Source organism: Streptomyces sp. NPDC015220 (assembly GCF_043079345.1).
Taxonomy (GTDB): domain Bacteria; phylum Actinomycetota; class Actinomycetes; order Streptomycetales; family Streptomycetaceae; genus Streptomyces.
The window spans coordinates 201,785-226,687 of record NZ_JBIBUK010000002.1; the positions used below are offsets into that span (position 1 = coordinate 201,785).

Here is a 24,903-nt window from a genome sequence, read left to right on the forward strand (position 1 = left end):
CCCTCGCGCCCGCGCGGGGGCCCGCGCGGCCCGGGCCGCCGTGTCCAGGGTCACGTGCCCGCCTCTTACCCGATCCCTACCTCGGCCTGGGCCGAGTACTGCCCAGTAGGTACGCTGCAACCCATGCGTGCACTTCTCGTGGTCAATCCGGCGGCAACCACCACAAGCGCACGTACGCGCGACGTCCTGATCCACGCGCTCGCCAGCGAGATGAAGCTGGAGGCGGTCACCACCGAGTACCGCGGCCACGCGCGCGACCTGGGCAGGCAGGCCGCCGACAGCGACGACGTCGACCTGGTCGTGGCCCTCGGCGGCGACGGCACCGTCAACGAGGTCGTCAACGGCCTGCTGCACCGGGGCCCGGACCCCGCGCGCCTGCCCCGCCTCGCCGTGGTGCCCGGCGGCTCCACCAACGTCTTCGCGCGCGCCCTGGGGCTGCCCAACGACGCCGTGGAGGCCACCGGGGCGATCCTGGACGCCCTGCGCGAGGGCAGTGAGCGCACGGTCGGCCTCGGCCTGGCGTCCGGAACGCCCGGCACCGAGGACGCCGCCGTGCCCGAGCGCTGGTTCACCTTCAACGCCGGGCTGGGCTTCGACGCGGGCGTGGTCGGACGCGTGGAGCAGCAGCGGGAGCGCGGCAAGAAGTCCACGCACGCCCTGTACGTGCGCCAGGTGGTCCGCCAGTTCCTCGGCGAGCAGAATCGCCGGCACGGCGCGATCACGCTGGAACGGGCCGGCGAGGACCCGGTCGCCGATCTGGTGGTCGCCATAGTGTCGAACACCTCGCCGTGGACGTATCTCGGCAATCGCCCGATGTACACGTCGCCTAAGGCCTCGTTCGACACGGGGCTCGACGTGCTCGGTCTCAGCCGTCTGTCGACGGCCGCGGTTGCCCGGTATGGCACCCAGTTGCTCACTTCGTCCCCGGAGCGCGGACCCCAGGGAAAGCACGCTCTCTCCCTGCATGATCTGAGCCGCTTCACCTTGCAATCGAAGGTGCCGCTCCCCCTCCAGATGGACGGCGACCACCTGGGACTGCGTACGAGCGTGACGTTCACAGGCGTACGCCGTGCACTGCGTGTGATTGTGTGAGCGGAAGGGCCCAAAGTCCTTTCACTCGAACGTTTAGGCAAGGATCCACCCCATGGAAGTACGGCTGTGACCTAGTCGACACCGAGGAATCAAAAAAAACTTTCCGGAAGGGGTTGTATCCGCCGCCGAGGTTTGCGAGTCTCTACGTGGTGATCGGGGCGGCCCGCTACATGGGCCCCAGAGATCACCGGAACCCCTCTTCAATCCACAGGACCACGCCAGGGATACCTGACGGTCGGCCCTTCACTTGTTGAGGGATTCGTGAAAGCGTTCACATTCACAAGCAACTTGCACGTAATACCAAGAGAGGTAGCAGCCATGGACTGGCGTCACAACGCCGTTTGCCGCGAGGAAGACCCCGAGCTCTTCTTCCCCATCGGCAACACCGGTCCTGCGCTGCTGCAGATCGAGGAAGCCAAGGCCGTCTGCCGTCGCTGCCCGGTTATCGAGCAGTGCCTGCAGTGGGCGCTCGAGTCCGGTCAGGACTCCGGCGTCTGGGGTGGTCTCAGCGAGGACGAGCGCCGCGCAATGAAGCGCCGTGCCGCCCGCAACCGGGCCCGTCAGGCCTCCGCCTGACAACAGCCACCCCGCTGACAGCCTGAGCTTGGCGGCGCGTACAGCGAGTACGCATCTCCCGCCCCCGAGCCGCAGCGCGCAGTACCCCCCGATGGTTCCCCCCGCTCTCCGAGCAGGGGGCGCCTGAGTCGACAGGGGAAAGCACGAGCGACTAGCCCCGGACCCGCCAGGGTCCGGGGCTCTTTGCTGTGCCCGCGAGGTGCGGGGGCACGGCGGGCGCACGGGGCCCCGCCCGGCCCCGTGCGGGGCCGCGGCGCGACCGAGGGCACCTGCCGTGCCCCCACCGGAGTAGACCGCCGGGACCGGCCCCTCGGGCCGCTCCCCCGCGCCACCGCTACTTGTGCGCCTGGACCGGGATGTCGAGGATCACGCGCGTGCCCCGCTCCGGGGCCGGGACCATGTCGAAGGCGCCGCCCAGCTCCCCCTCGACCAGGGTGCGCACGATCTGCAGGCCGAGGTTGCCGGAACGGTGCGGGTCGAAGTCCTCGGGCAGGCCCACACCGTCGTCCTGGACGGTGACCAGCAGCCGGGCCTCGCGCGAGGTGCCGCCGCGGACGGCGGAGACCTCGACCGTGCCGGTGTCGCCCTGGCGGAAACCGTGCTCCAGCGCGTTCTGAAGAACCTCGGTCAGCACCATCGACAGCGGGGTCGCGACCTCGGCGTCCAGGATCCCGAACCGGCCGGTGCGCCGGCCGGTCACCTTGCCCGGCGAGATCTCCGCGACCATCGCCAGCACCCGGTCGGCGATCTCGTCGAACTCCACCCGCTCGTCCAGGTTCTGGGACAGCGTCTCGTGCACGATGGCGATCGACCCGACCCGGCGCACGGCCTCCTCCAGGGCCTCCCGGCCGCGCTCGGAGCCGATCCGCCGGGCCTGGAGGCGCAGCAGGGCGGCCACCGTCTGGAGGTTGTTCTTGACCCGGTGGTGGATTTCCCGGATCGTCGCGTCCTTGGTGATCAACTCACGTTCGCGACGGCGCAGTTCCGTGACGTCCCGGAGCAGGACCAGCGAACCGATGCGGGTGCCCTTGGGCTTGAGCGGGATGGCCCGGAACTGGATCACCCCGTCGCTGGCCTCGATCTCGAACTCGCGGGGCGCCCAGCCGCTCGCCAGCTTCACCAGCGCCTCGTCCACCGGGGCGCGGGACGGGGCGAGTTCGGCCGTGGCCTCGCCGAGGTGGTGGCCCACGAGGTCGGCGGCCAGGCCCAGGCGGTGGTAGGCGGACAGCGCGTTCGGCGAGGCGTAGTGGACGACGCCGTCCGCGTCCAGCCGGATGAGACCGTCGCCGACACGGGGCGAGGCGTCCATGTCGACCTGCTGGTCGGGGAACGGGAAGGAGCCCGCCGCGATCATCTGCGCCAGGTCCGAGGCGCTCTGCAGATACGTCAGCTCCAGCCGGCTCGGGGTGCGCACGGTGAGCAGGTTGGTGTTGCGCGCGATGACGCCGAGGACGCGTCCCTCGCGCCGCACCGGGATCGACTCGACCCGGACCGGGACCTCCTCGCGCCACTCCGGGTCGCCCTCGCGCACGATCCGGCCCTCGTCGAGCGCCGCGTCCAGCATGGGGCGGCGGCCGCGCGGGACGAGGTGACCGACCATGTCGTCCTGGTAGGAGGTGGGGCCGGTGTTGGGCCGCATCTGGGCGACGGAGACGTAGCGGGTGCCGTCCAGCGTGGGCACCCACAGGACCAGGTCGGCGAAGGAGAGGTCGGAGAGCAGCTGCCACTCCGAGACCAGCAGGTGGAGCCACTCGAGGTCGGAGTCGTCGAGGGCCGTGTGCTGGCGTACGAGTTCGTTCATGGAGGGCACGTCTGCGAGCGTACCCGGGCATTTGTGCGGTCCTGAAATACGCGGCTGTGGCTCGCTCCCGCAGGCCCCGGGGACACCCGCGGGCCGCGGCGCCTGAGAGGGACCCTCAACCCTCCCGGCACCGCAGCCCGGAGCAGTATCGGCCGCCAGGGTGTGCGGTCCCGGTCGGCCGAAGGATGAGGATCCGGGGCAGTCAGGGCAGAGAGCACCGGTTCCTCGGTCCGTCCTCCTGTGCGGGGAGGGCGGAGGCTCGTGCGTTCACATCTGGTGCGCGGGCGGTGCCGCGCGTGTTCCGCTGGTCGAGACTTCTCCTCGATTGTGGACTAGACCACTTGCGCCTGTCCATGAGCAGGGAGGTGTTCGTTGTTCTTTCTTCACCGGTCGGACGCACCGACGGGGACGAACCGGCCGGCCGGTCGCGCCTTCCGGCGTCCCCACGCAGCAGCCTAGCCCGCCCCGCTCGGCCCCGGGGCCGGTTGGTCACGGCATTTTCCACGGGCGCCTCCGGTTCCTCCCGGCTCGCGCCGTCGCGCGCCCGCCGTGACGCGCCCCCGAGCGTCTCGGCCGGCACACCCCGGCGAGGCCGCCGGCGCCTCGCGGCGCGGGCGGTTCCCCCGCGGCGACGGCGGCCCGCGCACGGCCCATCGAGGCGGCGGCGCCCGCCCGTGGACCGTCGTGCGGTTCCTCCCCGTGGCGGCCGTCGGCAGCCCGTGCGGCACGGGGGCGGCCGGGGTGCCGGAACCGGGCCTCGCGGGGGCCATTCTGCTAGATTGGTCTAAACCACATGGCCCCTCGTTACCGGGTCCAGTCCTCTTCTCGGTTCTCCTCAGATCGGCAGGCCCAGCGTGGAAGTTGTCATCGTTCCGGACGCCGCAGCGGGCGGCGAGCTCATCGCCGAGGCCATGGCGCGGCTGCTGCGGAGGAAGCCCGACGCCCTGCTCGGCGTGGCCACGGGCTCGACCCCGCTGCCCGTCTACGAGGCGCTGGCGGCCAAGGTGCGCTCCGGCGCCGCGGACACCTCACGGGCGCGGATCGCCCAGCTCGACGAGTACGTGGGGCTGCCCGCCGACCACCCCGAGTCCTACCGCTCCGTCCTGCGGCGGGAGGTGCTGGAGCCGCTGGGGATCGGGATGGAGGCGTTCCTGGGTCCCGACGGCACCGCCGAGGACGTGCAGGCGGCGTGCGAGGACTACGACCGGGCGCTGGCCGGGGCCGGCGGTGTGGACCTCCAGCTGCTGGGCATCGGGACGGACGGGCACATCGGCTTCAACGAACCGTGCTCCTCCCTCGCCTCGCGGACCCGGATCAAGACGCTGACCGAGCAGACCCGGGTGGACAACGCGCGCTTCTTCGACGGTGACGTCGACCAGGTGCCGCACCACGTCATCACCCAGGGCATCGGGACCATCCTGGAGGCCCGGCACCTGGTGCTGCTGGCCACCGGCGAGGGGAAGGCCGACGCGGTCGCCGCGACCGTCGAGGGGCCGGTGGCGGCCGTCTGCCCGGCCTCCGCGCTGCAGCTCCACCCGCACGCCACGGTCGTCGTCGACGAGGCCGCGGCCACCAAGCTGAAGCTCGCCGACTACTTCCGCCACACCTACGCCAACAAGCCCGCGTGGCAGGGGATCTGACCGCGACGGCGACCACGCACGAAGGCGCCGGCCACCCCGAGGGGTGACCGGCGCCTTCGCCGTCTCAGGCCCGTACGCCCGCGATGACCTCCGCCGCCGCCCGGCCGCAGACTCGGGCCGCGCCGTGGGTGGCGATGTGCAGGGCGCCCCGGGGGGCCGCCTGGGGAACGCCCATCTCGACGACGACCGTGTCCGGACGGGCGGCGATCAGGGTGTCGAGGGCGGCCGCCATCCAGGGGTGCCGGTGCTCGTCGCGGACGACGGCGACCACTCGCCGCTCGCCGGCCGCCGCCAGCGCCGCGGGTCCCGCGTCCTCGCCGGTGAAGCTGCCCGTCCGGGTGCCGGGCAGCAGGCTCAGGAGTTCCGCGGCCACGCCCCAGGGGGTCTCGTCGCCGACCGCGATGTTGGCGACGGGGGTGAGCGCGGCGACGTAGGGCGGCTCGGTGAGCGCGGTGGAGTTCTCCGCCACGGTGACCCGCAGCGCGCGCCGGGCCGCCCTCAGCCCGACCTCGGGATCGGCCGCGTCCGGTGCCGCGGTCGCGCCGGCGGCTCCCGCGGTCGCGGTCCAGCGGGCGAGGGCGCGCACCCGTTCGGCGGCGTCCGCCAGCCGTTCCGCGGCGAGCTCGCCGGAGCGGACCGCGGTGACCAGGGCGTCGCGCAGGCTCAGGACGGTCGCCTCGTCGGCCAGGCCGCCACCCACGCAGATCGCGTCGGCGCCGGCGGCGATGGCGAGGACGCTGCCCCGTTCGATGCCGTAGGCGTCGGCGATGGCCCGCATCTCCATGCCGTCGGTGACGATCAGGCCGTCGTAGCCCAGTTCGCCGCGCAGCAGGTCGGTCAGAATCCGGTGGGACAACGTTGCCGGAAGCTCCGGGTCGAGGGCCGGGACCAGGATGTGGGCGCTCATCACGGCCTTGGTCCCGGCGGCGATCGCCGCGCGGAACGGGGCCAGTTCGCGTTCCTGGAGGACCTCGGCCGACACGTCGATGCGGGGCAGGGCGTGGTGGGAGTCGACCGCGGTGTCGCCGTGGCCGGGGAAGTGCTTGGTGCAGGCGACGACGCCCGCGGCCTGCAGGCCGGAGACGTAGGCGGCGGTGTGCCGGGCGGCCAGGTCGGTGGAGGCGCCGAAGGACCGTACGCCGATGACCGGGTTGTCCGGGTTGGAGTTGACGTCGGCCGAGGGCGCCCAGTTGAAGTTCACCCCGCACTCGGCCAGTCGCCTGCCGAGTTCGTGGGCCACGGCCCGGGTCAGCTCCACGTCGTCCACCGCGCCCAGCGCGTGGTTGCCGGGGAAACTGGACCCGGTGCGCACCTCCAGGCGGGTGACGTCGCCGCCCTCCTCGTCGATGGCGACCAGGACGTCCTCGCGTTCCGCGCGCAGCTGGGCGGTCAGCGCGGCCAGCTGCTCGGAGGAGGTGATGTTGCGGCCGAACAGGCCCACCGAGGCCAGGCCCTCGCCCAGGCGCCGCAGCAGCCAGTCGGGGGCCGTGGTCCCGGTGAAGCCGGGCTGGAGGACCGTCAGCGCGTCACGGGACAGGCTGTCGTTCTCCGAGTTGGACGCAGTCGTACCGCTGGCGAATGTCGTCATCGGGTGGCGTTATCCCTTCACGGCGCCCGCGGTCAGGCCCGCGGCCATCTTGCGCTGGACGAGGAGGAACAGAACGACGATCGGCACGGCCATCATGGTGGCTCCGGCCATCATCGGGGCGTACTCGGTGCCGTGCTTGGTGGTGAAGTTGCCGAGCCAGACGGTGGCGGTCTGGTTGTCCTGGCTCAGCAGCATCAGGGCGTACAGGTACTCGTTCCAGGCCTGGATGAAGCCGTAGACCGAGGTGGCGACCATGCCGGGGGCGAGCAGCGGGAAGACCACGCGGACGAAGGCGCCCGTGCGGGAGCACCCGTCGACCATGGCCGCCTCCTCCAGCTCCTTGGGGATGTTGACGATGAAACCGCGCAGCGTCCACACCGTGAAGGGGAGGATGAAGGTCAGGTACGTGATCATCAGGCCAGTCAGCTTGTCGTACTGACCCAGGTCGTTCAGCAGCAGGAAGATCGGGATGATCATGGCGACCAGCGGCACCATCTGCACCGCCAGGATGCCCACGATCACGATCTTGCGCCCGCGGAAGGCGAACCGGGAGATGGCGAGCGCGGCCAGGGTGCCGACGACCATGCCGATCACCACGACGGTCAGCGCCACGATCAGGCTGCGCCCGACCGGGCCCCAGAAGTCGGCGATGTCCAGCGCCCGCTTGAAGTTGTCCAGCGTGACCCCGGTCGGCAGCAGGCTCGGGTCCGGGTCGATGGCGTCCTTGGCCGGCTTGAACGCCGTGTTGAGCATCCAGTACAGGGGGAAGCCCAGGGTGAGGAAGACCAGGAGGCCGAGCAGGTTCCAGCCGAGCTTCGAGGTCCGAAGACGGCGGCCCGCCGCCGGGGCGGTGGTGCTCGTGCCGCTCATTCGACTTCTCCGATCTTCAGCATCTGGCGCATGTAGACGGCGACCACGCCCAGCAGCAGCAACACGGTGATCAGGGCGATCGCCGAGCCCTGCGAGTAGTCGTTGATCACGAAGGCGCGGTCGTAGGAGTAGGTGTTGAGGACCTGGAACTCGGCCTCGGGGTGACCGCCCCGCATGACGAACACCTGCGGGAAGACACCCATGTCCCAGATGACCGACAGGGTCGTGAGCATCACGATGATCGGCTTGAGGATCGGCAGGGTGACGTGGCGGAAGACGCCCCACGAGCCCGCGCCGTCCAGCCGCGCGGCCTCCTCCAGCTCCTTGGGCACCTGGGTCAGGCCGGCGCTGAGGGTGATGACGACGAAGGGCACCGCGCCCCACACCACGAGGAGCATGATCACGGCCAGGCCCTGGGGGCCGCTGGCGAACCAGTTGTGGCCGATCATCTCCACGCCGGGCAGCCTGCTCAGCAGCGCGTTGAGGATGCCGTAGTCGGAGTCGAAGAGCCACTTGAAGACGGTGGTGGCCACGATGACGGGCATGCCCCAGCTGGCCACCAGCACGATGTTGATCAGCGTCTTCATCCAGCCGGAGACCCGCTGCTGGAGCAGGGCGAGGCCCATGCCGATGACCATGGTGAGGACGACGGAGCCGACGGCGAAGACGATCGTGCGCACCACGACCGCCCAGAACTCGCTGTCGGTGAGCACGGTCTTGAAGTTGTCGAAGCCGATCCAGTCGGGCGACTGGAAGCCCCACAGCTGCGGCTGGCCGAACTTCTCGAAGGACAGCGCCACCAGCCGCGCCAGCGGGTAGGCCATGACCAGGGCCAGGATCAGCAGGCAGGGCGCGAGCAGCAGCCAGGGAGTCGCGGCGCCGCCCTCCGCCCGTGGTCTGCGTGTCCGGTCCGGGACGGCCGGTGGCGGCGCCTGCCGCGGTTGCGGCACCTTGGCAGGGGTGGTCGTGTCTGCGGCACTCATCGCGCGCTCCTCAGCGGTCCCTCAGGTCGTACGGAGGCAAAGCCCTGAACGGCCGCACGGAAGCCGAAGCCGCCGCGCGGCCGTGCGAGAAGCAGGGCCCCGCCCGGTGGCAGGGCCCTGCGCTCAGGTCACTTGTTGTTGATGACCTTGTCGATCGCGGCGTCCGCCTCCTTGGCGGCGTCCTCGACCGACTTCTTGCCGGTGCCGATGCTCTGCAGCATGGTCTGCAGCACCTGGGCCTTCTCGACCTGGCCCCAGCCCGGCGCCATCGGGACGAACCAGTTGGACTCGGCCGCGGTGGCCGGGACGGCCGTCTTCGGGTCGTTCTTCAGCGTCGCGAGGTCGGTCTTGTTGTTGGGCAGGTTGCCCTTGGCGATCAGGCCCTTCTGGCCGGTCGGGCCGGTGAAGGCGTTGATCCACTCGGCGGCGAGCGCCTGGGCCTTGGACTTGACCGGGACGGCGAGGTCCGAACCGCCCAGGAAGACCGGCATGTTCTTGCCGGACGGACCGGGCATCACGAAGTTCTCGATCTTGTCCGCGAGCTTGCCGACCTTGTCGTTCTTCGGGTCGGCGGCGGTCCCGCCCTCCCACGCGGCGGCGAAGATCATGCCGGACTTGCCCTGGCCGTAGACGATCGGGCGGTCGGCCTCGTCCTTGGTCTTGTCACCGTGCATGTACTTGTCGAGGACCGACTTGTACGCGTTCAGGCCCTTGAGGGACTCGGGCGAGGAGAGGCTGGCCTTCCACTGGCCGCCCTCCTCCTTGGCGATGGCGCCGCCGGCGTCGAAGACGAAGGACATGGCCGCGTACCAGTCACGGCTGGGCTGGTACCAGGCGCTGAACTTGTCGCCCTGCTTCTTCTGGACCTTGTCCAGGTCGGCGGTGAGCTCCTGGTAGGTCTTCGGCGTCGACTTGACGCCGGCCGCCTCGAAGACGTCCTTGCGCCAGTTGGCGACACGGCCGCCCGCGTAGTAGGGAGCGCCGTAGACCTTGCCGTCGTAGGTCACCGAGGCCTTGAGGCCGTCCAGCCAGGCGGAGGAGTTGTCGAACTTGCTCTCGTCCAGGGGGGCGAAGGCGCCCTTGACCATGTAGCCGAGCATCTCGGTGTTGCCCATCTCGACGACGTCGGGGGCCTTGTCGGTGGCGAGGACGGCGTCCAGCTTGGCGTTCTTGTCGGGCCAGCCGTAGTACTCGTGCTTGATCTTCACGCCCGGGTGCTTCTTGGTCACCGCGTCGTCGGCCGCCTTGACCAGTTCCGGCCAGTTGTTCTGCGCGTCCACGGTGAGCCAGACGGTCAGCTCCTTGGCGTCCGCCCCCTTGCTGGAACCGTCCTTGTCGTCACCCCCGCCGCACGCCGCGATGGAGACCATCATGCCCGCGATACCGATCGCGGCAACCAGCTTGCGCTTCACGCCACCCTCCTCAGGGAATCCACAAACCCCCCTGCCTCCCCGCGGTTGAGCGACAGTGGAAGCGTCAGCGCATACCGCCCATGGGGCCGGGACCTGGACCAATGGTGTAGACCAGTACGGGGAGCTTGGCCCAGACCAATAGGGCTGTCAAGAGTGCGTCGACCCGCTCAGGTGCTCCGTTATGGGACCGCGATATGCAGGGACCTTTCATTGCTCATCCGGTCAAACGGACGCCCCCGTTCCCCTGTACCAATGTGCGCCACCACCCGCGCGAGGCACGCCTGTTCACATGGACCACCGGCCTTTGTGAGGGGCGTTGGACTAGACCAACCAGAGTCACGGCGGTATACAGAGGAGATCACGGAGCGTGCGGGTGACCACCCGACACAAGAAGCCGTGCCACGATGTGAGCCGTGGCCGATGGGGATGTCGGTCGCTTCGGCACCGGAGCCGGGAAGGCGGAGCATGAGCACCGACGTCAGCAGTGCGGAGAACGAGGGTGGGGCGACTGTCCGTACCGCGCGCGTGCCTAAGTACTACCGTCTGAAAAAGCATCTGCTCGATATCACCCGGACGCAGGCGCCCGGGACGCCGGTACCGCCGGAGCGGACACTGGCGGCCGAGTTCGACACCTCGCGCACGACGGTGCGCCAGGCGCTGCAGGAACTGGTCGTCGAGGGCCGGCTGGAGCGCATCCAGGGCAAGGGCACCTTCGTCGCCAAGCCGAAGGTCTCCCAGGCGCTGCAACTGACCTCCTACACCGAGGACATGCGCGCCCAGGGCCTGGAGCCGACCTCGCAGCTGCTGGACATCGGCTACATCACCGCCGACGACCGGCTCGCGGACCTGCTCGACATCACGGCCGGCGGACGTGTGCTGCGCATCGAGCGGCTGCGCATGGCCAACGGCGAGCCCATGGCCATCGAGACCACGCACCTGTCGGCCAAGCGCTTCCCGGCGCTGCGCCGCAGCCTGGTGAAGTACACCTCCCTCTACACCGCCCTCGCCGAGGTCTACGACGTCCACCTGGCCGAGGCCGAGGAGACCATCGAGACCTCGCTGGCCACCCCGCGCGAGGCGGGCCTGCTCGGCACCGACGTGGGGCTGCCGATGCTGCTGCTGTCCCGGCACTCGCTGGACCGCACGGGCCAGCCGGTGGAGTGGGTGCGCTCGGTGTACCGCGGCGACCGCTACAAGTTCGTGGCCAGGCTGAAGCGGCCGGTGGACTGAGCCGGAGCGGCCGACCGGCCGGGCCCCGGTGGGCCGGCCGGGGAACCGGCCGTCAACCGGTATGCGGACAAGGGGTTCCGTTCCCTCGACGCCGTGACCTAGATTGCCTGCGCATTACACGGGTGATCAGCGAACGATCACGGTGCTCAGCGAGGGGACGGAGCCGGACATGTCGAATGATTCCCCAGGGGTCGGCGAGGCGGTGGTGACACCCGTCCGGGTCGTCATCGGCCTCTGCCTCGTCGCGCCGTTCGTGGCCATGCTGTGGGTCGGTTCGTACGCCAAGACCGATCCCACGCTGATCGGCGTCCCGTTCTTCTACTGGTACCAGATGCTGTGGGTGATCGTCTCCACGGTCCTGACGGTGATCGCGTACCGGCTCTGGCAGCGTGACCAGCGCGCCCGTGCCGCCCGGAAGGAAGGGGCGGCCGAATGAAGGACGGCGTCAACGGCGTCGCGCTCGGCGTCTTCATCTTCTTCTTCCTGCTCGTCACCGTCATGGGCTTCCTGGCCGCCCGCTGGCGCCGGGCCGAGAACGAGCACAGCCTGGACGAATGGGGCCTGGGCGGCCGGTCGTTCGGCACCTGGATCACCTGGTTCCTGCTCGGCGGCGACCTGTACACGGCGTACACCTTCGTGGCCGTGCCCGCGGCGATCTACGCCACCGGAGCGGCCGGCTTCTTCGCGGTGCCGTACACGATCCTGGTCTATCCGCTGATCTTCACCTTCCTGCCGCGCCTGTGGTCGGTCTCGCACCGGCACGGGTACGTCACGACCTCGGACTTCGTGCGCGGCCGGTTCGGCTCCAAGGGCCTGTCGCTGGCCGTGGCGCTCACCGGCATCCTCGCCACCATGCCGTACATCGCACTGCAACTCGTCGGCATCCAGGCGGTGCTGGACGTGATGGGCGTCGGCGGCGGCGAGAACACCAACTGGTTCGTGAAGGACCTGCCGCTGCTGATCGCCTTCGGCGTGCTGGCGGCGTACACGTACTCGTCGGGCCTGCGCGCGCCGGCGCTGATCGCGTTCGTGAAGGACGCGCTCATCTACATCGTCATCGCGGTCGCGATCATCTACATCCCGATCAAGCTGGGCGGTTTCGACGACGTCTTCGCCAAGGCCGCCGACGCGTTCAGCCAGACGAACCCGGCCACCGGCAAGCCACGCGGCGCGCTGGTGCCGGGCGAGGCGAGTCAGTGGACGTACGCCACGCTGGCCCTGGGCTCCGCGCTGGCGCTGTTCATGTACCCGCACTCGATCACCGCGACGCTGTCCTCGCGCAGCCGTGAGGTGATCCGCCGCAACACCACGATCCTGCCGCTGTACTCGCTGATGCTGGGCCTGCTCGCCCTGCTGGGCTTCATGGCGATCGCGGCGGGCGTGAAGGTGAAGAACGGCCAGCTCGCCATCCCGCAGCTGTTCGAGGACATGTTCCCCGACTGGTTCACGGGCATCGCCTTCGCGGCCATCGGCATCGGCGCGCTGGTGCCGGCGGCCATCATGTCGATCGCGGCGGCCAACCTGTTCACCCGCAACATCTACAAGGACTTCATCAAGCCGGACGCGACGGCGAAGGAGGAGACCCGCGTCTCCAAGCTCGTGTCCCTGCTGGTGAAGGTGGGCGCGCTGGTCTTCGTCCTGACCATGGACAAGACGGTCGCCATCAACTTCCAGCTGCTGGGCGGCATCTGGATCCTGCAGACCTTCCCGGCCCTGGTCGGCGGCCTGTTCACCCGCTGGTTCCACCGCTGGGCGCTGCTCGCCGGCTGGGCGGTCGGCATGGTGTACGGCACGGTCGCGGCCTACGGCGTGGCCTCGCCGACGCAGAAGCACTTCGGCGGCTCGGCCAAGGAGATCCCGGGCATCGGCGAGATCGGCTACATCGGCATGACGGCGTTCGTGCTCAACGTGGTCGTCTCGGTGGTCCTGACCTTCGTCCTCAGGGCCCTGAAGGCGCCCGAGGGCGTCGACGAGACGCGGCCGGAGGACTACACGAAGGACGCGGGCGAGCCCGGCGTCGCGGTGGAGCTGCCGCCCGCCACGGCGGGCAGCGCGCACTGAGCCGCACGGCAGGTCGGCGGGCCGTCGGAGCAGTCCGGCGGCCCGCCGCCGTGTCCGCGCGGCGCGGCTCCGGCGGCCCGCCGCACCCCGCGGCGCACGCGAGAAATCCGGCGGCCCGCCGCCCCGCCCGTGCGGCAGACTCGAGGCCGTGGACATCGTGATCGGACAGGCGGAACCCGGCGAGTACGGCGCCCTCGGGGAGATCACCGCCCAGGCCTACCTCCTGGACGGGCTCCTCGACTTCGGGGCGGACGACGCCTACCTCGGGGAGCTGCGGGACGTGGCCAAGCGGGCCGCCGCCGCCGAGGTGCTGGTGGCCACCGGGAACGGGAACGTGCTCGGCGGCGTCACCTTCGTGCCGTCCGGCGGCCCGATGGCCGACATCGCCGGATCCGGGGAGGCCGAGATACGGATGCTCGCGGTCGCGCACTCGGCACGCGGCCGGGGAGTGGGCGAGGCTCTGGTGCGGGCCTGCGCCGACCGTGCCCGGGCGACCGAGGGCTGCGTCCGCCTCGTCCTGTCCACCCAGCCCGCCATGCGCTCCGCCCACCGCCTCTACGAGCGCCTCGGCTTCGTCCGCACCCCCGGACGCGACTTCAATCCCCTCCCGGACCTCCTCGACCTGGACCTGCTCACCTACGCGTTGGCCCTCTGACACGCTCCGCAGTCGCCACGCCACAACATATGGGGGTGGCTTCCCGGCCCGGCACAAGATGTATGCTCATGCTCGCTGTCGCCGCAGGGGAATCCGGTGCGAATCCGGAACTGTCCCGCAACGGTGTACTCGTACACGTATGCCCTCATGGCCGTGTACGTGCGTCAGTCCGAGGACCTGCCGACAGTGCGCCCGGCCGTCCGGTCCGGGTGCCTGACGTCCGGGCCTCGTGGAATGGGCCGGTGGGCGCGGCGCCGCGTGCGCTCGTGTGCTGCCCCCTGCCCTCGGCGAGGCCCCGAGCCGAGCGAGGGAGAGCCCCACGTGACCATCGCGCCAGCGGATCCGGTCTCAGCCGAGGACCGCGTGGAACCCGACGGTCCCGGTGCCGCGCTGCTGCGGACCCTGACCGAGCTGACCGCAGACCTCCCCGACGCCGACCCCGGGAGGGTGGCCGCCGCCGCGCTGCGCGGCCGTTCCGCCCACGCGGACGAGGCGGAACTGCGCGAGCTGGCCACCGAGGCGGCCGCCGGGCTCATCTCCGAGGACCCCGCCTACTCGCGGCTGGCCGCCAGGCTGCTGACCCTCGCCATCCGCGCCGAGGCCGCCTCCCAGGGCGTCACCTCCTTCACCGGGTCCGTCGCCGTGGGCCACCGGGAGGGGCTGATCGCCGACCGGACGGCCGACTTCGTACGCCTGCACGCCGAGCGCCTGGACGCGGTCGTCGACCCGGCCGCCGACGACCGCTTCGGCTACTTCGGGCTGCGCACCCTGCACAGCCGTTACCTGCTCCGGCACCCGATCACCCGCAAGGTGATCGAGACGCCCCAGCACTTCATGCTGCGGGTGGCGAGCGGCCTGGCCGAGGACGACACGGAGCGTTCGGTCGACGAAGTGGCGGCGCTCTACGGGCTGATGAGCCGCCTCGACTACCTCCCCTCCTCCCCCACGCTCTTCAACTCCGGCACCCGGCACCCCCAGATGTCGTCCTGCTACCTGCTCGACTCCCCCAAGGACGAGCTGGACAGCATCTACGACCGCTACCACCAGGTCGCCCGGCTCTCCAAGCACGCCGGCGGCATCGGCATCGCCTACTCCCGCATCCGCGCGCGCGGTTCGCTGATCCGCGGGACCAACGGGCACTCCAACGGCATCGTGCCGTTCCTGAAGACCCTGGACGCCTCGGTGGCCGCGGTGAACCAGGGCGGCCGGCGCAAGGGCGCGGCGGCGGTCTACCTGGAGACCTGGCACTCGGACATCGAGGAGTTCCTGGAGCTGCGCGACAACACCGGCGAGGACGCCCGGCGCACCCACAACCTGAACCTCGCGCACTGGATCCCGGACGAGTTCATGCGCCGGGTGGACGCCGACGGGCAGTGGTCGCTGTTCTCGCCCTCCGACGTGCCGGAGCTGGTGGACCTGTGGGGCGAGGAGTTCGACGCCGCGTACCGCGCCGCGGAGGCGCGGGGCCTGGCCAGGAAGACGATGCCGGCCCGCGACCTGTACGGCCGGATGATGCGCACCCTGGCGCAGACCGGCAACGGCTGGATGACCTTCAAGGACGCCGCCAACCGCACCGCCAACCAGACGGCCGAGCCGGGCCACGTCGTCCACTCCTCCAACCTCTGCACGGAGATCCTGGAGGTCACCGACGACGGCGAGACGGCGGTCTGCAACCTCGGTTCGGTCAACCTCGGCGCGTTCGTGCGCGACGGGGACATCGACTGGGAGCGGCTGGACGGGACCGTCCGCACCGCCGTGACCTTCCTCGACCGCGTGGTCGACATCAACTTCTACCCGACCGGGCAGGCGGGCCGGTCCAACGCCCGGTGGCGGCCGGTCGGGCTGGGCGTGATGGGCCTGCAGGACGTCTTCTTCAAGCTGCGGCTGCCCTTCGACTCCCCTCAGGCGAAGGCGCTCTCCACCCGTATCGCCGAGCGGATCATGCTCGCCGCGTACGAGGCCTCCGCCGACCTCGCCGAGCGGAGCGGCCCGCTGCCCGCCTGGGACCTGACCCGGGCCGCCCGGGGCGTGCTGCACCCCGACCACTACGACGCCGAGCTCACCTGGCCGCGGCGCTGGGCGGCCCTGCGCGAGCGCGTCGCCGCCATCGGCATGCGCAACTCACTGCTGCTGGCCATCGCGCCGACCGCCACCATCGCCTCGATCGCGGGCGTGTACGAGTGCATCGAGCCGCAGGTCTCCAACCTGTTCAAGCGCGAGACCCTCTCCGGGGAGTTCCTCCAGGTCAACTCCTACCTGGTGCGCGACCTGAAGGAGCTGGGCGTCTGGGACACCCGCACCCGTGAGGCGCTGCGCGAGGCGAACGGCTCGGTGCAGGAGTTCGCCTGGATCCCCGAGGACGTACGGCGGCTGTACCGCACGGCGTGGGAGATCCCGCAGCGGGGCCTGATCGACATGGCCGCGGCCCGCACCCCGTTCCTGGACCAGTCCCAGTCCCTGAACCTGTTCATGGAGACGCCGACGATCGGCAAGCTCTCCTCGATGTACGCCTACGCCTGGAAACAGGGCCTGAAGACCACGTACTACCTGCGCTCCCGCCCGGCGACCCGGATCGCCCGCGCGGCCCGGGCGCAGAGCCGGCCCACCGTCCCCGTACCGCAGGTGAGCGACCCCGACGCCGTCGCCTGCTCCCTTGAGAACCCCGAGTCCTGCGAGGCCTGCCAGTGACGACCAGCACCGACCGATCCCAGAACCTCCTCGACCCGGGCTTCGAGCTCACCCTGCGCCCGATGCGCTACCCGGACTTCTACGAGCGCTACCGGGACGCCATCAAGAACACCTGGCACGTCGAGGAGGTCGACCTCCACTCGGACGTCGCCGACCTGGCGAAGCTGAGCCCCGGTGAGCAGCACCTCATCGGCCGTCTGGTCGCGTTCTTCGCGACCGGCGACTCGATCGTCGCCAACAACCTGGTGCTCACCCTCTACAAGCACATCAACTCCCCCGAGGCGCGCCTGTACCTGAGCAGGCAGCTGTTCGAGGAGGCCGTGCACGTCCAGTTCTACCTGACCCTGCTGGACACCTATCTGCCCGACCCGGACGACCGGGCGGCGGCCTTCGCGGCAGTGGAGAGCATCCCCTCCATCCGGGAGAAGGCCGGGTTCTGCTTCAGGTGGATGGACTCGGTGGAGAAACTGGACCGGCTGGAGACGAAGGCCGACCGCCGGCGCTTCCTGCTCAACCTGATCTGCTTCGCCGCGTGCATCGAGGGCCTGTTCTTCTACGGGGCCTTCGCATACGTCTACTGGTTCCGCAGCCGGAGCCTGCTGCACGGTCTGGCCACCGGCACCAACTGGGTGTTCCGCGACGAGACGATGCACATGTCGTTCGCCTTCGACGTGGTCGACACCGTCCGCAAGGAGGAGCCGGAGCTCTTCGACGACGAGCTGGGACAGCAGGTCACCGACATGCTGCGGGAGGCCGTCGAGGCCGAGCTGCAGTTCGCGCGCGACCTGTGCGGGGACGGCCTCCCGGGCATGAACACCGATTCGATGCGGCAGTACCTGGAGTGCGTCGCCGACCAGCGTCTGGCGCGGCTCGGCTTCGCTCCGGTGTACGGCTCGGAGAACCCCTTCTCCTTCATGGAGCTCCAGGGGGTTCAGGAGCTGACCAACTTCTTCGAGCGGCGTCCGTCGGCGTACCAGGTGGCGGTGGAGGGCACCGTCGACCTGGACGAGGACTTCTGAGCCTGTCGTCCTTCCCGCGCGGCCTCGCGGGACTCCTGGTCCGCGTGTTCCTGCCGGGCCCGCCTGATCTGGCGGTCGACGCGCTTGTCGCGCACGACGCCGATCAGCGACGGCAGGGCCATCAGGACCAGGAGTCCGAAGGTCACGAGCATGGAGATCAGGGCTTCGATCCGGTCTGTGTTCATGCACACCACTGTCGCGCCGGATGTTCCTGTCCGTGAGTGGCAGGACTGCCGTACAGCTTCAAATTCCTGCCACATCCGGGGCACACTGTGAGCATGCTGCGGAACGTGGTCACCGTCCTGCTGGACGGCGTGCACCCCTTCGAACTCGGCGTCGTCTGCGAGGTCTTCGGCATCGACCGGAGCGACGACGGACTGCCGGTGTACGACTTCGCGGTGGTCTCCGCGGAGGGCCCGGCGCTGGGCACCCATGTCGGCGGGCTGAGCGTCACCACGCCGTACGGGCTCGACCGGCTGGAGGAGGCCGACCTGGTCGCGGTGCCGGCCGGGAACGACTTCGCCGTCCGGCGCTACCCGCCCGAGCTGCTCCAGGCCCTGCGGCGTGCCGTGGACCGGGGCGCGCGGGTGCTGAGCGTGTGCTCCGGGGTGTTCGTGCTGGGCGCCGCCGGGCTGCTGGACGGGCGGCGCTGCGCGGTGCACTGGCGCCACGCGGCCGAGCTGGCCCGCCAGTACCCGAGGGCGGTCGTCGAGCCGGACGTCCTCTACGTGGACGAGCACCCGGTGATCACCTCCGCCGGAACCGCCGCCGGCATCGACGCCTGTCTGCACATCGTGCGCGAGGAGCAGGGGCCGGAGGTGGCCAACAAGATCGCCCGTCGGATGGTGGTGCCGCCGCACCGGGCCGGCGGACAGGCGCAGTACATCGAGCGGCCGCTGCCGAAGTCGCCGTGCGACACCGTCGGCGAGGTGCTGGTCTGGATGGAGCGCAACCTCCACCAGGAGGTCACCGTCGAGCAGCTCGCCGCCCGCGCCCACATGTCCCCGCGCACCTTCGCCCGGCGCTTCCAGCAGGAGACGGGCACCACCCCGTACCGCTGGATCCTGCGGCAGCGGGTGCTGCTGGCGCAGCGGCTACTGGAGGGGACGGACGAGACGATGGACGCGATCGCGGACCGCACCGGGTTCGGGACGGCGGCCGCGCTGCGCCACCAGTTCGTCCGGGTGCTGGACACCACTCCGAACGCCTACCGGCGCGCGTTCAGGGGCCCGGAGGCCGCCTGAACGCGCGCTCGGCACGAGGCAACGACCGTTCCCCGCGGGGCCGGTCCCGCGGGGGCCGGTCAGCGGGGCAGGGCCCGCAGCAGCAGGCGGCGCGGGCGCAGCGTGATGCCGATGCGCGGCCTGGGGTCGGAGCCGGGGGCGTGCTCGAAGTGGTGGGCGGAGGCGACCGCCGCGGTCAGGAGGGTGAGCTCGGCCATCGAGAAGTGGTCGCCCGGGCACTTCCGGTTGCCCACGCCGAACGGGCTCATGGCGTACTTCGGCACCTCCGCGGACCGCTCGGGCAGCCAGCGTCCGGGGTCGAACTCCTCGTGCCGCTCGAACGACCGCCGGTCGCGCTGGACGGCGTAGGGACTGTAGACGACGTCCGCCCCCGCCGGAATGCGGTACCCGCCGAGCTCCGTCTCGGTCACCGTCCGGCGCGTCAATATCCATACGGCTGGATACAACCGCAATGTCTCGACGACGACATTCGCGGTGTACGTCAGTTTTCGGACGTCCTCGAATGCGACCGGACGGTCTCCGGCGACGGTTTTCACCTCGTCGCGGATCCGGCGCCCGAGATCCGGGTACTCCGTGAGGGCGAGGAGGATCGACATGATCGTGGAACCGACGGTTTCGCTTCCGGCGGTGAGTATCGCGATGACCTGATCATGGATCTCCTGTTCCCCGATGGGCTCACCATTCTCATCCTCGGCCTCCAGCAAAGCCGTAAGCAAATCGTCCGGTCTTTGACCGCCCGCCCGGCGGTCGGCGACGATCTCGTCGACCAGGAGGTGAAAATCGGCCAGAGCACGGTTGAATTGCCGGTTGCTCGGCACGGGTATGCGGTAAAGCGGTCCGAGCGGAACGACCATGCGCTGGTACATGCCGCTGAAGAGCGTGGCCAGCGCGGCGCAGATGCGCTCGGCGCGGGCGTCCGCGTAGCTGCCGCGCATCAGGCACCGGGCGGCGACGCGGACGGCCACCCGGAAGGACTCCGTCGTGACGTCGATCACCTCGGCCGAGCGCCAGCGTTCCACCAGCGCGTGCGCCTCCTCCGCCATGATCGGCCCGTACCCGGGGATCGCGTCCAGCCGGAAGGCGGGCTGGATGGTGCGCCGCTGGCGGCGGTGGAGCGGACCGTTGGCGGTGGCCACGCCCTCCTTGCCGAGCAGGCCCTCCAGGGACTCCCAGAGCGGTCCGGCGATGATGTAGTCGGGGCTGAGCGCCAGTGCGCCGGTGAGGGCCGGCGCCGTGACGGCGTAGAGGGTCTTGGGGCCGAGGCGGAGGCGGACGACGTCGCCGTGGTCGCGCAGTCGCGACAGGAAGGCCAGCGGATCGCGGGCCAGTCTCAGGCCGTGGCCGAGGAAGGGGACGGCGCCCGCCGCCGCCGGCGGCTCGAGCGGTTGTGGGCCCGCCGCCGACCGGCCTGAGGGCCGCACCGACTCGTCGGTCATTTCTCACCTGCCGTTTCGTCGCTGACGTACGGGGGTGTCGACCGGTCGTCCCAGCTGTCGACCCGGTACCGGCCGGATTCGTGGTGGAACCAGTAGACGGAGCTGAACCAGTTCCGCATATTGCCGAGGCAGGAGAGCACGGCGGCGCTCAGTTCCTTTCCCCGTACCGTGCCGTCCGCCAGGCCGTCGGCGAATCGTAATGCCTGCCGCTCCGCGGCGAGGAATTCGGATACGCATTCCTCGACGCGCCGCCGGAGCTCCGCGACTGCTTCCTCCAGGGTCAGCCCCTCATGTTTGACAAGACTTATACCGAGGTTGTGCACCTCGTCTCCCGCTATTTCCTTGGGCAGCGAGCACAGGTCGTTGTACCAGGCGGCGAATTCCTGGCTGAGCAGTGCCGCGCGCCGGTAGGCGGGGTTTTTCCGCACGGCGTCCGGGAGTTCGCGGCCCGCGGCCGGTTCCAGCAGGTCGGTCCAGATCCAGTGCGCGAAGGTGTGCCGGCGCAGGGCGAGGTACTCCTCGACCGTGGGCACGACGCCCTCGGCGCGGTTGTGGAACTCCCGGTCGTACGCCTCGATCACCGCGTGGAAGTGCCGGGCGAAGCGGGCGTTCCACGTGGCCGGCAGGAACCCGTACAGCCTCAGCACGCTGTCCGCGAACCCCGCGACCAGGGTGTCCCGGTGGTCAAGGTGGTCCCGGGGGGAGTCGAGCGCCGTGTGCAGCGCGCGGCGCAGCCGGCGCCAGGCGACGGGCCGGCCGTGGACGATGTCGCGGTCGTGGCGGTCGTCCCAGACGAAGAACCACGCGCTGTAGTCCGCTATCGCCTGGAGCACCTCGTCGGGGGCGCCGAGGTAGTACCCGGCCATGAGGTCGGTGTAGCGGAGGCCGTCGGCGTGGTCGGCCACCTTGTCGGCCGGCATGAGCCGTTTTTCCAGCAGCCAGCCGCGGGTCTTCTCCTGGAGCTCGGGCCAATAGGCGTGCAGTCGCCTGGGAAACGCCGCCTCGAGCACCGGGAGCGCCAGTGATGGTGGCACCGCGACCGCTGTCGATGTCGTTGTGGTGCTGTATGGGAGAGCCGGCACGAACAACCCCTCTCAGCCGCCGGTGGCGCCCGCCCCTGCCGCGCTGCCCGGCGCACGCCGTCGTGTATCCCCGCACCCCCATTCAGCACCACAACTGACTGCTCTGGGAACGGATTTACCCTACCCATCGCCTCGGATGCCGAGAACATCCCCTTGTGTGTCTGATTATGAATCAATACATGGGCACAGAGAATCGAATGCGGGAGGGACACGAGTACGGCGCCCGACCGTTCATCCGGTCAGGCGCCGTTCGCACGAGGGGACTGTCGCCCCAACCGCACCGCTGGGCTCAGTCGTTGGCGACCACGGGGTAGCGCGGTTCGTTCTCGGCCATCTGCCGCAGCGCCTCCTTGCGCTCGCGCTTGGAGAGCCGGTCGATGTAGAGGTACCCGTACAGGTGGTCGGTCTCGTGCTGCAAACAGCGTGCGAAGTAGCCGGTGCCGCGCACCTTGATCGCGTTGCCCCGCTCGTCCCGGCCGGTGACCTCGGCGTAGTCGGGGCGGGCGAGCGGCGCGTACGCGGTCGGCACGGACAGACAGCCCTCGTTGCTGTCGTCCAGGCGGCGCCGGTCCGCGGGCAGCTCGACCAGTTCCGGGTTGCAGACGACGCCGACGTGCCGGACTCCCTCGTCGTCCATGCAGTCGTAGACGAAGACCTTCAGGTCGACGCCGATCTGGTTGGCGGCCAGGCCCACGCCCTCGGCGGTGCGCTGGCTGGCGAACATGTCCGCGACGAGCTGCTGGAGGTCGTCGCCGAACTCGGTGACGTCCTGGCACTCCTTGTGCAGCACGGGATTGCCCACGACCGTGATCGGCCGCGAGGTACCGCGCTCACGCCAGGCCGTCTCGCGCTCCTCGCAGTCCTCCGTGTCGACCACGTAGCCGTCGTCGTCGACGGGGAGCACGCCCGCGTGCTGCTGATCGGTGTCCTGCTGCGCCATGACCGACGTACGCCTGCCTTTCTGGAACGACTGATGCTGGATAAGAGTACGGCGAACGCTCAGCAGACCTCTTCCAGGTCCCGCCAGTCCCGCGAGTCCGGGCTGTCCGCCACCCACCCGTCCAGCAGGCCCCTCACCAGGGAGGCGGGCGCCGCCACCCCGCACTCCCGCTCCGGCACCCACAGCTGTCCGTCGGTGCGGTGCCCCAGCGGCCCGGGGTGCCCGGGCTCGCTGTGGTCGTGCGGGTCCAGGTGCTCGCCGTCGCCCTCGTCGGACGGCATCCGCGACTCCGAGCAGGTCCGGCACAGCAGCCGTACGGAGGACGACCAGTCCTCGGCGGCGAAGCCGGCGTCGGCGGCGAGCTGCTCCAGGGCGTCCCGGTCGGCCTCGGTGGCCGCCTCCAGGAGGACCACCCAGGTGGGCACCGGCGAGGGCGCCCACAGCTCGATCTCGTCGAAGACGGGGTAGCTGTGTCCGGCGGCGGTGGTCCGCTCGCCGTGGGGCACGCCGTCGTGCAGCACGACCTCGCCCCAGCGCCGTCCGGAGGACGGCAGCGGGATGGACAGCACCTCGATCCTGGCCGGGTCGAGCCGCCGGCCCCAGACCACCTCGGCCTCGCCCTCCGGCGACAGCCGGACCGCCGCGCTGCCCAGCTCCATGCCCAGCGGCTCCCCGGCGGCGGCCACGCCGCCGGGCACCTTCAGACCGTATGCCTGCCAAGCCCGTCGGGCCAGCGGCCAGTCCTGCAGGGCGGTGGCGGCGATGCCGACGTTCCACCAGTCGGGCGCCCCGGACTCCTTCTCCAGCAGGGCCACGGCCCGCAGGCCCGCCGCCCTTGCCTGTTCCCAGTCGTGCCGGAACTTGTGCAGGAGGGCGAGGTTGAACCAGGACTCGGAGAGCCAGGGTTCCAGATCGGCGGCGCGCGTCAGCAGTGCGCCCGCGTCCTCGTAACGGCCGTCGCCGATCAGGGTGAACGCGCGGTCGGTGGCCTGCCGCCAGGAGGCGGAGGGCCGGTGCCGTCCCTTGCCGAAGATCCTCACGATTCCTGCCTGCCAGTTCCGTTGAGTGGGCTGGCTCTGCCCCCGGACGCCCTTCCCTTTGCATCCAACCACGTACGGCTTCAGCGGCGCTCATTACCCATGGGTTACCCCGCGGCGGGGGAGGTAAGACAGCCGCGCGAGAGCACCCGGGCCAGTGCCTCGACCACTTCCGGCGCGTACGCGTGGTCGCCGGCGGCGGCCAGCCGCAGCTCCTCCAGCGCCCTCAGCGACCCGCCGGGACCGGCGTCCCGGGTCTTCTCGTCGTAGGCGTTCACGACCCGTACGATCCGTGCGGGCAGCGGCTGCTCCCGGCAGGGGTCGGCCTGCCGCTCCACCACCACCGCGACCTCCCGGTCCACCCCGGTCTGCCGGACCACGGCACCGCCGAGCAGTGCGATGCGCCGCTGCTCCTCGGCGGGCAGACCGGCGGTGGCGCCCGCCGGAACCGGGTCGACCAGGCTGAGCTGCCCGATGTCGTGCATGAGGGCCGCGTGCTCGAGGACGGTGAGCCGGGGCTCCGCGAGTCCCAGGTCCCGGCCCACGGCCCGGCTGAGCGCGGCGACGCGCCGGGCGTGCCCGGCCGGGGTGTACCCGGCGACCTCGGTGGCCCGGGCCAGCGAGGCGATGGTCTGCCGGTAGGTGGCCCGCACGGCCGCGTGCCGCCGGCAGGAGAGCTGGGTGAGCAGCAGCGGCAGCGAGAACACGGGCAGCGCCCACAGCCCTACGACGGCGACCGCGAGGGCCATCACCGCGCCGGTCGCGCACACCGCCGACCCGATCCCGACCAGGCCCCGCAGTTCCTCCCGCAGCAGCGGGCCGAACGGCCAGCGCGTGCGGCAGTGGGCCGGCGCGGCGGCGAGCACGGCGCCGCACAGGGCGGTGAGCGCCAGGAGCGCGAGCAGCAGCAGCGCGTACGCCGGCCCGACCCAGTCCCGGAACGCGCCCTCGCCGTACAGCGGTTGGAAGCAGACGGCGGCGAGGAACACGGTGAGGATCCGCCGTGCCAGGTGGTCGAGGGTCGGGCTGTGCCCGCGCGCGATGTGCGGCACGCTGCCCAGCAGTCCGGCGGCGAGCACCACGGCGACGACCTGGAAGGCCCCGTGGTGGCTGGGCCGGCCGGCGTTCTCACCGAGCAGGGCGTACGACAGCGCGCCGGCCGCTCCGAGCGGCGCGGCCTCCCGGACGTGGGTCCCGGACCACCGGGTGAGCTCCCCGACCAGCACCAGGGCTCCGAAGGCGAGCGCGGTCCCGCGCTCGGCCAGGCCGGTCCCCAGGGTGACGGCCAGGGAGAGCAGCGCGACGAGAAGGGCGGAGCCGCGGACGAGCACCATCAGGTGCGGCCGCCTCACCGGCGGACATCCCGGCGCCCGGCGCCGGGCCGGCCCGAGGAGGCGACGGCGGCGTCGTACGGCCGGGCGCCGGGCGACGCCGGGCCGCCGGAACCGGACGGCTCGGCACGAGCGGCGCCCGACGGCTCGGCACGAGCGGCGCCCGACGGCTCGGCACGAGCGGCGGAAGCGGCGTCGGCCGCGTGCGGGGCCGAGGG

21 protein-coding genes and 1 riboswitch are annotated in these 24,903 nt (G+C 70.8%); of the genes, 10 read left to right on the plus strand and 11 right to left on the minus strand.

What is annotated here, in order from left to right; all coding sequences use genetic code 11:
• Window positions 1-123: 123 nt before the first annotated feature.
• Both ACF061_RS05795 and ACF061_RS05800 read left to right on the plus strand, forming a co-directional pair.
• Window positions 124-1,092 (plus strand): diacylglycerol/lipid kinase family protein, encoded by a 969-nt coding sequence (locus ACF061_RS05795; RefSeq protein WP_392265566.1) that lies wholly within the window; start codon window positions 124-126, stop codon window positions 1,090-1,092.
• 318 nt (window positions 1,093-1,410) lie between these two features.
• Window positions 1,411-1,668, plus strand: a complete 258-nt coding sequence (locus ACF061_RS05800; RefSeq protein ID WP_003992873.1) for a WhiB family transcriptional regulator — start codon at window positions 1,411-1,413, stop codon at window positions 1,666-1,668.
• A gap of 334 nt (window positions 1,669-2,002) precedes the next feature.
• Here the strand turns inward: ACF061_RS05800 and ACF061_RS05805 are convergent, their stop codons facing one another.
• Complete coding sequence (locus ACF061_RS05805; RefSeq protein ID WP_392266150.1) at window positions 2,003-3,469, minus strand: sensor histidine kinase; 1,467 nt, start codon at window positions 3,467-3,469, stop codon at window positions 2,003-2,005.
• An 854-nt stretch (window positions 3,470-4,323) separates the two neighbouring features.
• Between ACF061_RS05805 and nagB the strand changes: the two genes are divergently transcribed.
• Entirely contained in the window at window positions 4,324-5,109 is a 786-nt protein-coding gene (gene nagB / locus ACF061_RS05810; protein WP_392265567.1) for a glucosamine-6-phosphate deaminase, read from the plus strand.
• Between the two features lie 64 nt (window positions 5,110-5,173).
• On the opposite strand, the gene ACF061_RS05815 is transcribed toward nagB, so the two are convergent.
• The 4 genes from ACF061_RS05815 to ACF061_RS05830 all read right to left on the minus strand — a co-directional run bounded on the left by ACF061_RS05815 (window position 5,174) and on the right by ACF061_RS05830 (window position 9,962).
• On the minus strand, window positions 5,174-6,697 hold the full coding sequence (locus ACF061_RS05815; RefSeq protein ID WP_392265568.1) for a glycoside hydrolase family 3 protein: 1,524 nt from the start codon (window positions 6,695-6,697) through the stop codon (window positions 5,174-5,176).
• Between the two features lie 9 nt (window positions 6,698-6,706).
• Window positions 6,707-7,567, minus strand: coding sequence for a carbohydrate ABC transporter permease (locus ACF061_RS05820; RefSeq protein ID WP_392265569.1), 861 nt, complete (start codon window positions 7,565-7,567; stop codon window positions 6,707-6,709).
• The gene (locus tag ACF061_RS05825; protein ID WP_392265570.1) at window positions 7,564-8,550 is read right to left on the minus strand and encodes a carbohydrate ABC transporter permease; all 987 of its coding nucleotides are present in this window, start codon (window positions 8,548-8,550) and stop codon (window positions 7,564-7,566) included. The genes ACF061_RS05820 and ACF061_RS05825 overlap by 4 nt, the downstream gene beginning before the upstream one ends.
• 128 nt (window positions 8,551-8,678) lie before the next feature.
• Window positions 8,679-9,962 carry an extracellular solute-binding protein gene (locus ACF061_RS05830; protein WP_392265571.1) on the minus strand — a complete coding sequence of 428 codons (1,284 nt, stop codon included), beginning with the start codon at window positions 9,960-9,962 and terminating at the stop codon, window positions 8,679-8,681.
• 465 nt (window positions 9,963-10,427) lie between these two features.
• Here ACF061_RS05830 and ACF061_RS05835 point away from each other — a divergent pair, with 465 nt between their 5' ends.
• The 6 genes from ACF061_RS05835 to ACF061_RS05860 all read left to right on the plus strand — a co-directional run bounded on the left by ACF061_RS05835 (window position 10,428) and on the right by ACF061_RS05860 (window position 17,615).
• The gene (locus tag ACF061_RS05835) at window positions 10,428-11,192 is read left to right on the plus strand and encodes a GntR family transcriptional regulator (RefSeq protein ID WP_392265572.1); all 765 of its coding nucleotides are present in this window, start codon (window positions 10,428-10,430) and stop codon (window positions 11,190-11,192) included.
• A gap of 169 nt (window positions 11,193-11,361) precedes the next feature.
• Window positions 11,362-11,628 (plus strand): DUF3311 domain-containing protein, encoded by a 267-nt coding sequence (locus tag ACF061_RS05840; RefSeq protein ID WP_392265573.1) that lies wholly within the window; start codon window positions 11,362-11,364, stop codon window positions 11,626-11,628.
• Window positions 11,625-13,253 (plus strand): monocarboxylate uptake permease MctP, encoded by a 1,629-nt coding sequence (mctP, locus tag ACF061_RS05845; RefSeq protein WP_392265574.1) that lies wholly within the window; start codon window positions 11,625-11,627, stop codon window positions 13,251-13,253. The genes ACF061_RS05840 and mctP overlap by 4 nt, the downstream gene beginning before the upstream one ends.
• A gap of 148 nt (window positions 13,254-13,401) precedes the next feature.
• Window positions 13,402-13,908, plus strand: coding sequence for a GNAT family N-acetyltransferase (locus ACF061_RS05850; RefSeq protein ID WP_392265575.1), 507 nt, complete (start codon window positions 13,402-13,404; stop codon window positions 13,906-13,908).
• A 27-nt stretch (window positions 13,909-13,935) separates the two neighbouring features.
• A riboswitch (cobalamin riboswitch) is annotated at window positions 13,936-14,108 on the plus strand.
• A gap of 121 nt (window positions 14,109-14,229) precedes the next feature.
• Window positions 14,230-16,596 (plus strand): ribonucleoside-diphosphate reductase subunit alpha, encoded by a 2,367-nt coding sequence (locus ACF061_RS05855; protein WP_392265576.1) that lies wholly within the window; start codon window positions 14,230-14,232, stop codon window positions 16,594-16,596.
• Between the two features lie 62 nt (window positions 16,597-16,658).
• On the plus strand, window positions 16,659-17,615 hold the full coding sequence (locus ACF061_RS05860; RefSeq protein WP_392266151.1) for a ribonucleotide-diphosphate reductase subunit beta: 957 nt from the start codon (window positions 16,659-16,661) through the stop codon (window positions 17,613-17,615).
• Here ACF061_RS05860 and ACF061_RS05865 read toward each other — a convergent pair.
• Window positions 17,528-17,800, minus strand: a complete 273-nt coding sequence (locus ACF061_RS05865; protein WP_392265577.1) for a hypothetical protein — start codon at window positions 17,798-17,800, stop codon at window positions 17,528-17,530. The genes ACF061_RS05860 and ACF061_RS05865 overlap by 88 nt on opposite strands.
• Window positions 17,801-17,893: 93 nt before the next feature.
• On the opposite strand from ACF061_RS05865, the gene ACF061_RS05870 reads away from it, so the two are divergent.
• Window positions 17,894-18,859, plus strand: a complete 966-nt coding sequence (locus tag ACF061_RS05870) for a GlxA family transcriptional regulator (RefSeq protein ID WP_392265578.1) — start codon at window positions 17,894-17,896, stop codon at window positions 18,857-18,859.
• Window positions 18,860-18,918: 59 nt separating this feature from the next.
• Here ACF061_RS05870 and ACF061_RS05875 read toward each other — a convergent pair whose 3' ends face one another.
• The 5 genes from ACF061_RS05875 to ACF061_RS05895 all read right to left on the minus strand — a co-directional run bounded on the left by ACF061_RS05875 (window position 18,919) and on the right by ACF061_RS05895 (window position 24,688).
• Entirely contained in the window at window positions 18,919-20,295 is a 1,377-nt protein-coding gene (locus ACF061_RS05875) for a cytochrome P450 (protein ID WP_392265579.1), read from the minus strand.
• The gene (gene cyc1 / locus ACF061_RS05880; protein WP_392265580.1) at window positions 20,292-21,377 is read right to left on the minus strand and encodes an epi-isozizaene synthase; all 1,086 of its coding nucleotides are present in this window, start codon (window positions 21,375-21,377) and stop codon (window positions 20,292-20,294) included. Before cyc1 ends, ACF061_RS05875 begins: the two co-directional genes overlap by 4 nt.
• Before the next feature lie 289 nt (window positions 21,378-21,666).
• Window positions 21,667-22,317, minus strand: coding sequence for a peptide deformylase (gene def, locus ACF061_RS05885; protein ID WP_392265581.1), 651 nt, complete (start codon window positions 22,315-22,317; stop codon window positions 21,667-21,669).
• Window positions 22,318-22,376: 59 nt separating this feature from the next.
• Entirely contained in the window at window positions 22,377-23,357 is a 981-nt protein-coding gene (locus ACF061_RS05890) for a tetratricopeptide repeat protein (RefSeq protein ID WP_392265582.1), read from the minus strand.
• A gap of 104 nt (window positions 23,358-23,461) precedes the next feature.
• Window positions 23,462-24,688 carry an HD-GYP domain-containing protein gene (locus ACF061_RS05895; protein ID WP_392266152.1) on the minus strand — a complete coding sequence of 409 codons (1,227 nt, stop codon included), beginning with the start codon at window positions 24,686-24,688 and terminating at the stop codon, window positions 23,462-23,464.
• Window positions 24,689-24,903: the final 215 nt, after the last annotated feature.

What these genes read in the sequence shown, in the direction of transcription:
- ACF061_RS05865 (WP_392265577.1), bottom strand. Translation starts at nt 17,800, where the DNA reads ATGAACACAGACCGGATCGAAGCCCTGATCTCCATGCTCGTGACCTTC.
- ACF061_RS05860 (WP_392266151.1), top strand. Translation starts at nt 16,659, where the DNA reads ATGCGCTACCCGGACTTCTACGAGCGCTACCGGGACGCCATCAAGAAC.
- mctP (WP_392265574.1), top strand. Translation starts at nt 11,625, where the DNA reads ATGAAGGACGGCGTCAACGGCGTCGCGCTCGGCGTCTTCATCTTCTTC.
- def (WP_392265581.1), bottom strand. Translation starts at nt 22,317, where the DNA reads ATGGCGCAGCAGGACACCGATCAGCAGCACGCGGGCGTGCTCCCCGTC.
- ACF061_RS05895 (WP_392266152.1), bottom strand. Translation starts at nt 24,688, where the DNA reads ATGGTGCTCGTCCGCGGCTCCGCCCTTCTCGTCGCGCTGCTCTCCCTG.
- ACF061_RS05875 (WP_392265579.1), bottom strand. Translation starts at nt 20,295, where the DNA reads ATGACCGACGAGTCGGTGCGGCCCTCAGGCCGGTCGGCGGCGGGCCCA.
- ACF061_RS05870 (WP_392265578.1), top strand. Translation starts at nt 17,894, where the DNA reads ATGCTGCGGAACGTGGTCACCGTCCTGCTGGACGGCGTGCACCCCTTC.
- ACF061_RS05840 (WP_392265573.1), top strand. Translation starts at nt 11,362, where the DNA reads ATGTCGAATGATTCCCCAGGGGTCGGCGAGGCGGTGGTGACACCCGTC.
- ACF061_RS05820 (WP_392265569.1), bottom strand. Translation starts at nt 7,567, where the DNA reads ATGAGCGGCACGAGCACCACCGCCCCGGCGGCGGGCCGCCGTCTTCGG.
- ACF061_RS05815 (WP_392265568.1), bottom strand. Translation starts at nt 6,697, where the DNA reads ATGACGACATTCGCCAGCGGTACGACTGCGTCCAACTCGGAGAACGAC.
- ACF061_RS05805 (WP_392266150.1), bottom strand. Translation starts at nt 3,469, where the DNA reads ATGAACGAACTCGTACGCCAGCACACGGCCCTCGACGACTCCGACCTC.
- ACF061_RS05800 (WP_003992873.1), top strand. Translation starts at nt 1,411, where the DNA reads ATGGACTGGCGTCACAACGCCGTTTGCCGCGAGGAAGACCCCGAGCTC.
- ACF061_RS05795 (WP_392265566.1), top strand. Translation starts at nt 124, where the DNA reads ATGCGTGCACTTCTCGTGGTCAATCCGGCGGCAACCACCACAAGCGCA.
- ACF061_RS05835 (WP_392265572.1), top strand. Translation starts at nt 10,428, where the DNA reads ATGAGCACCGACGTCAGCAGTGCGGAGAACGAGGGTGGGGCGACTGTC.
- ACF061_RS05825 (WP_392265570.1), bottom strand. Translation starts at nt 8,550, where the DNA reads ATGAGTGCCGCAGACACGACCACCCCTGCCAAGGTGCCGCAACCGCGG.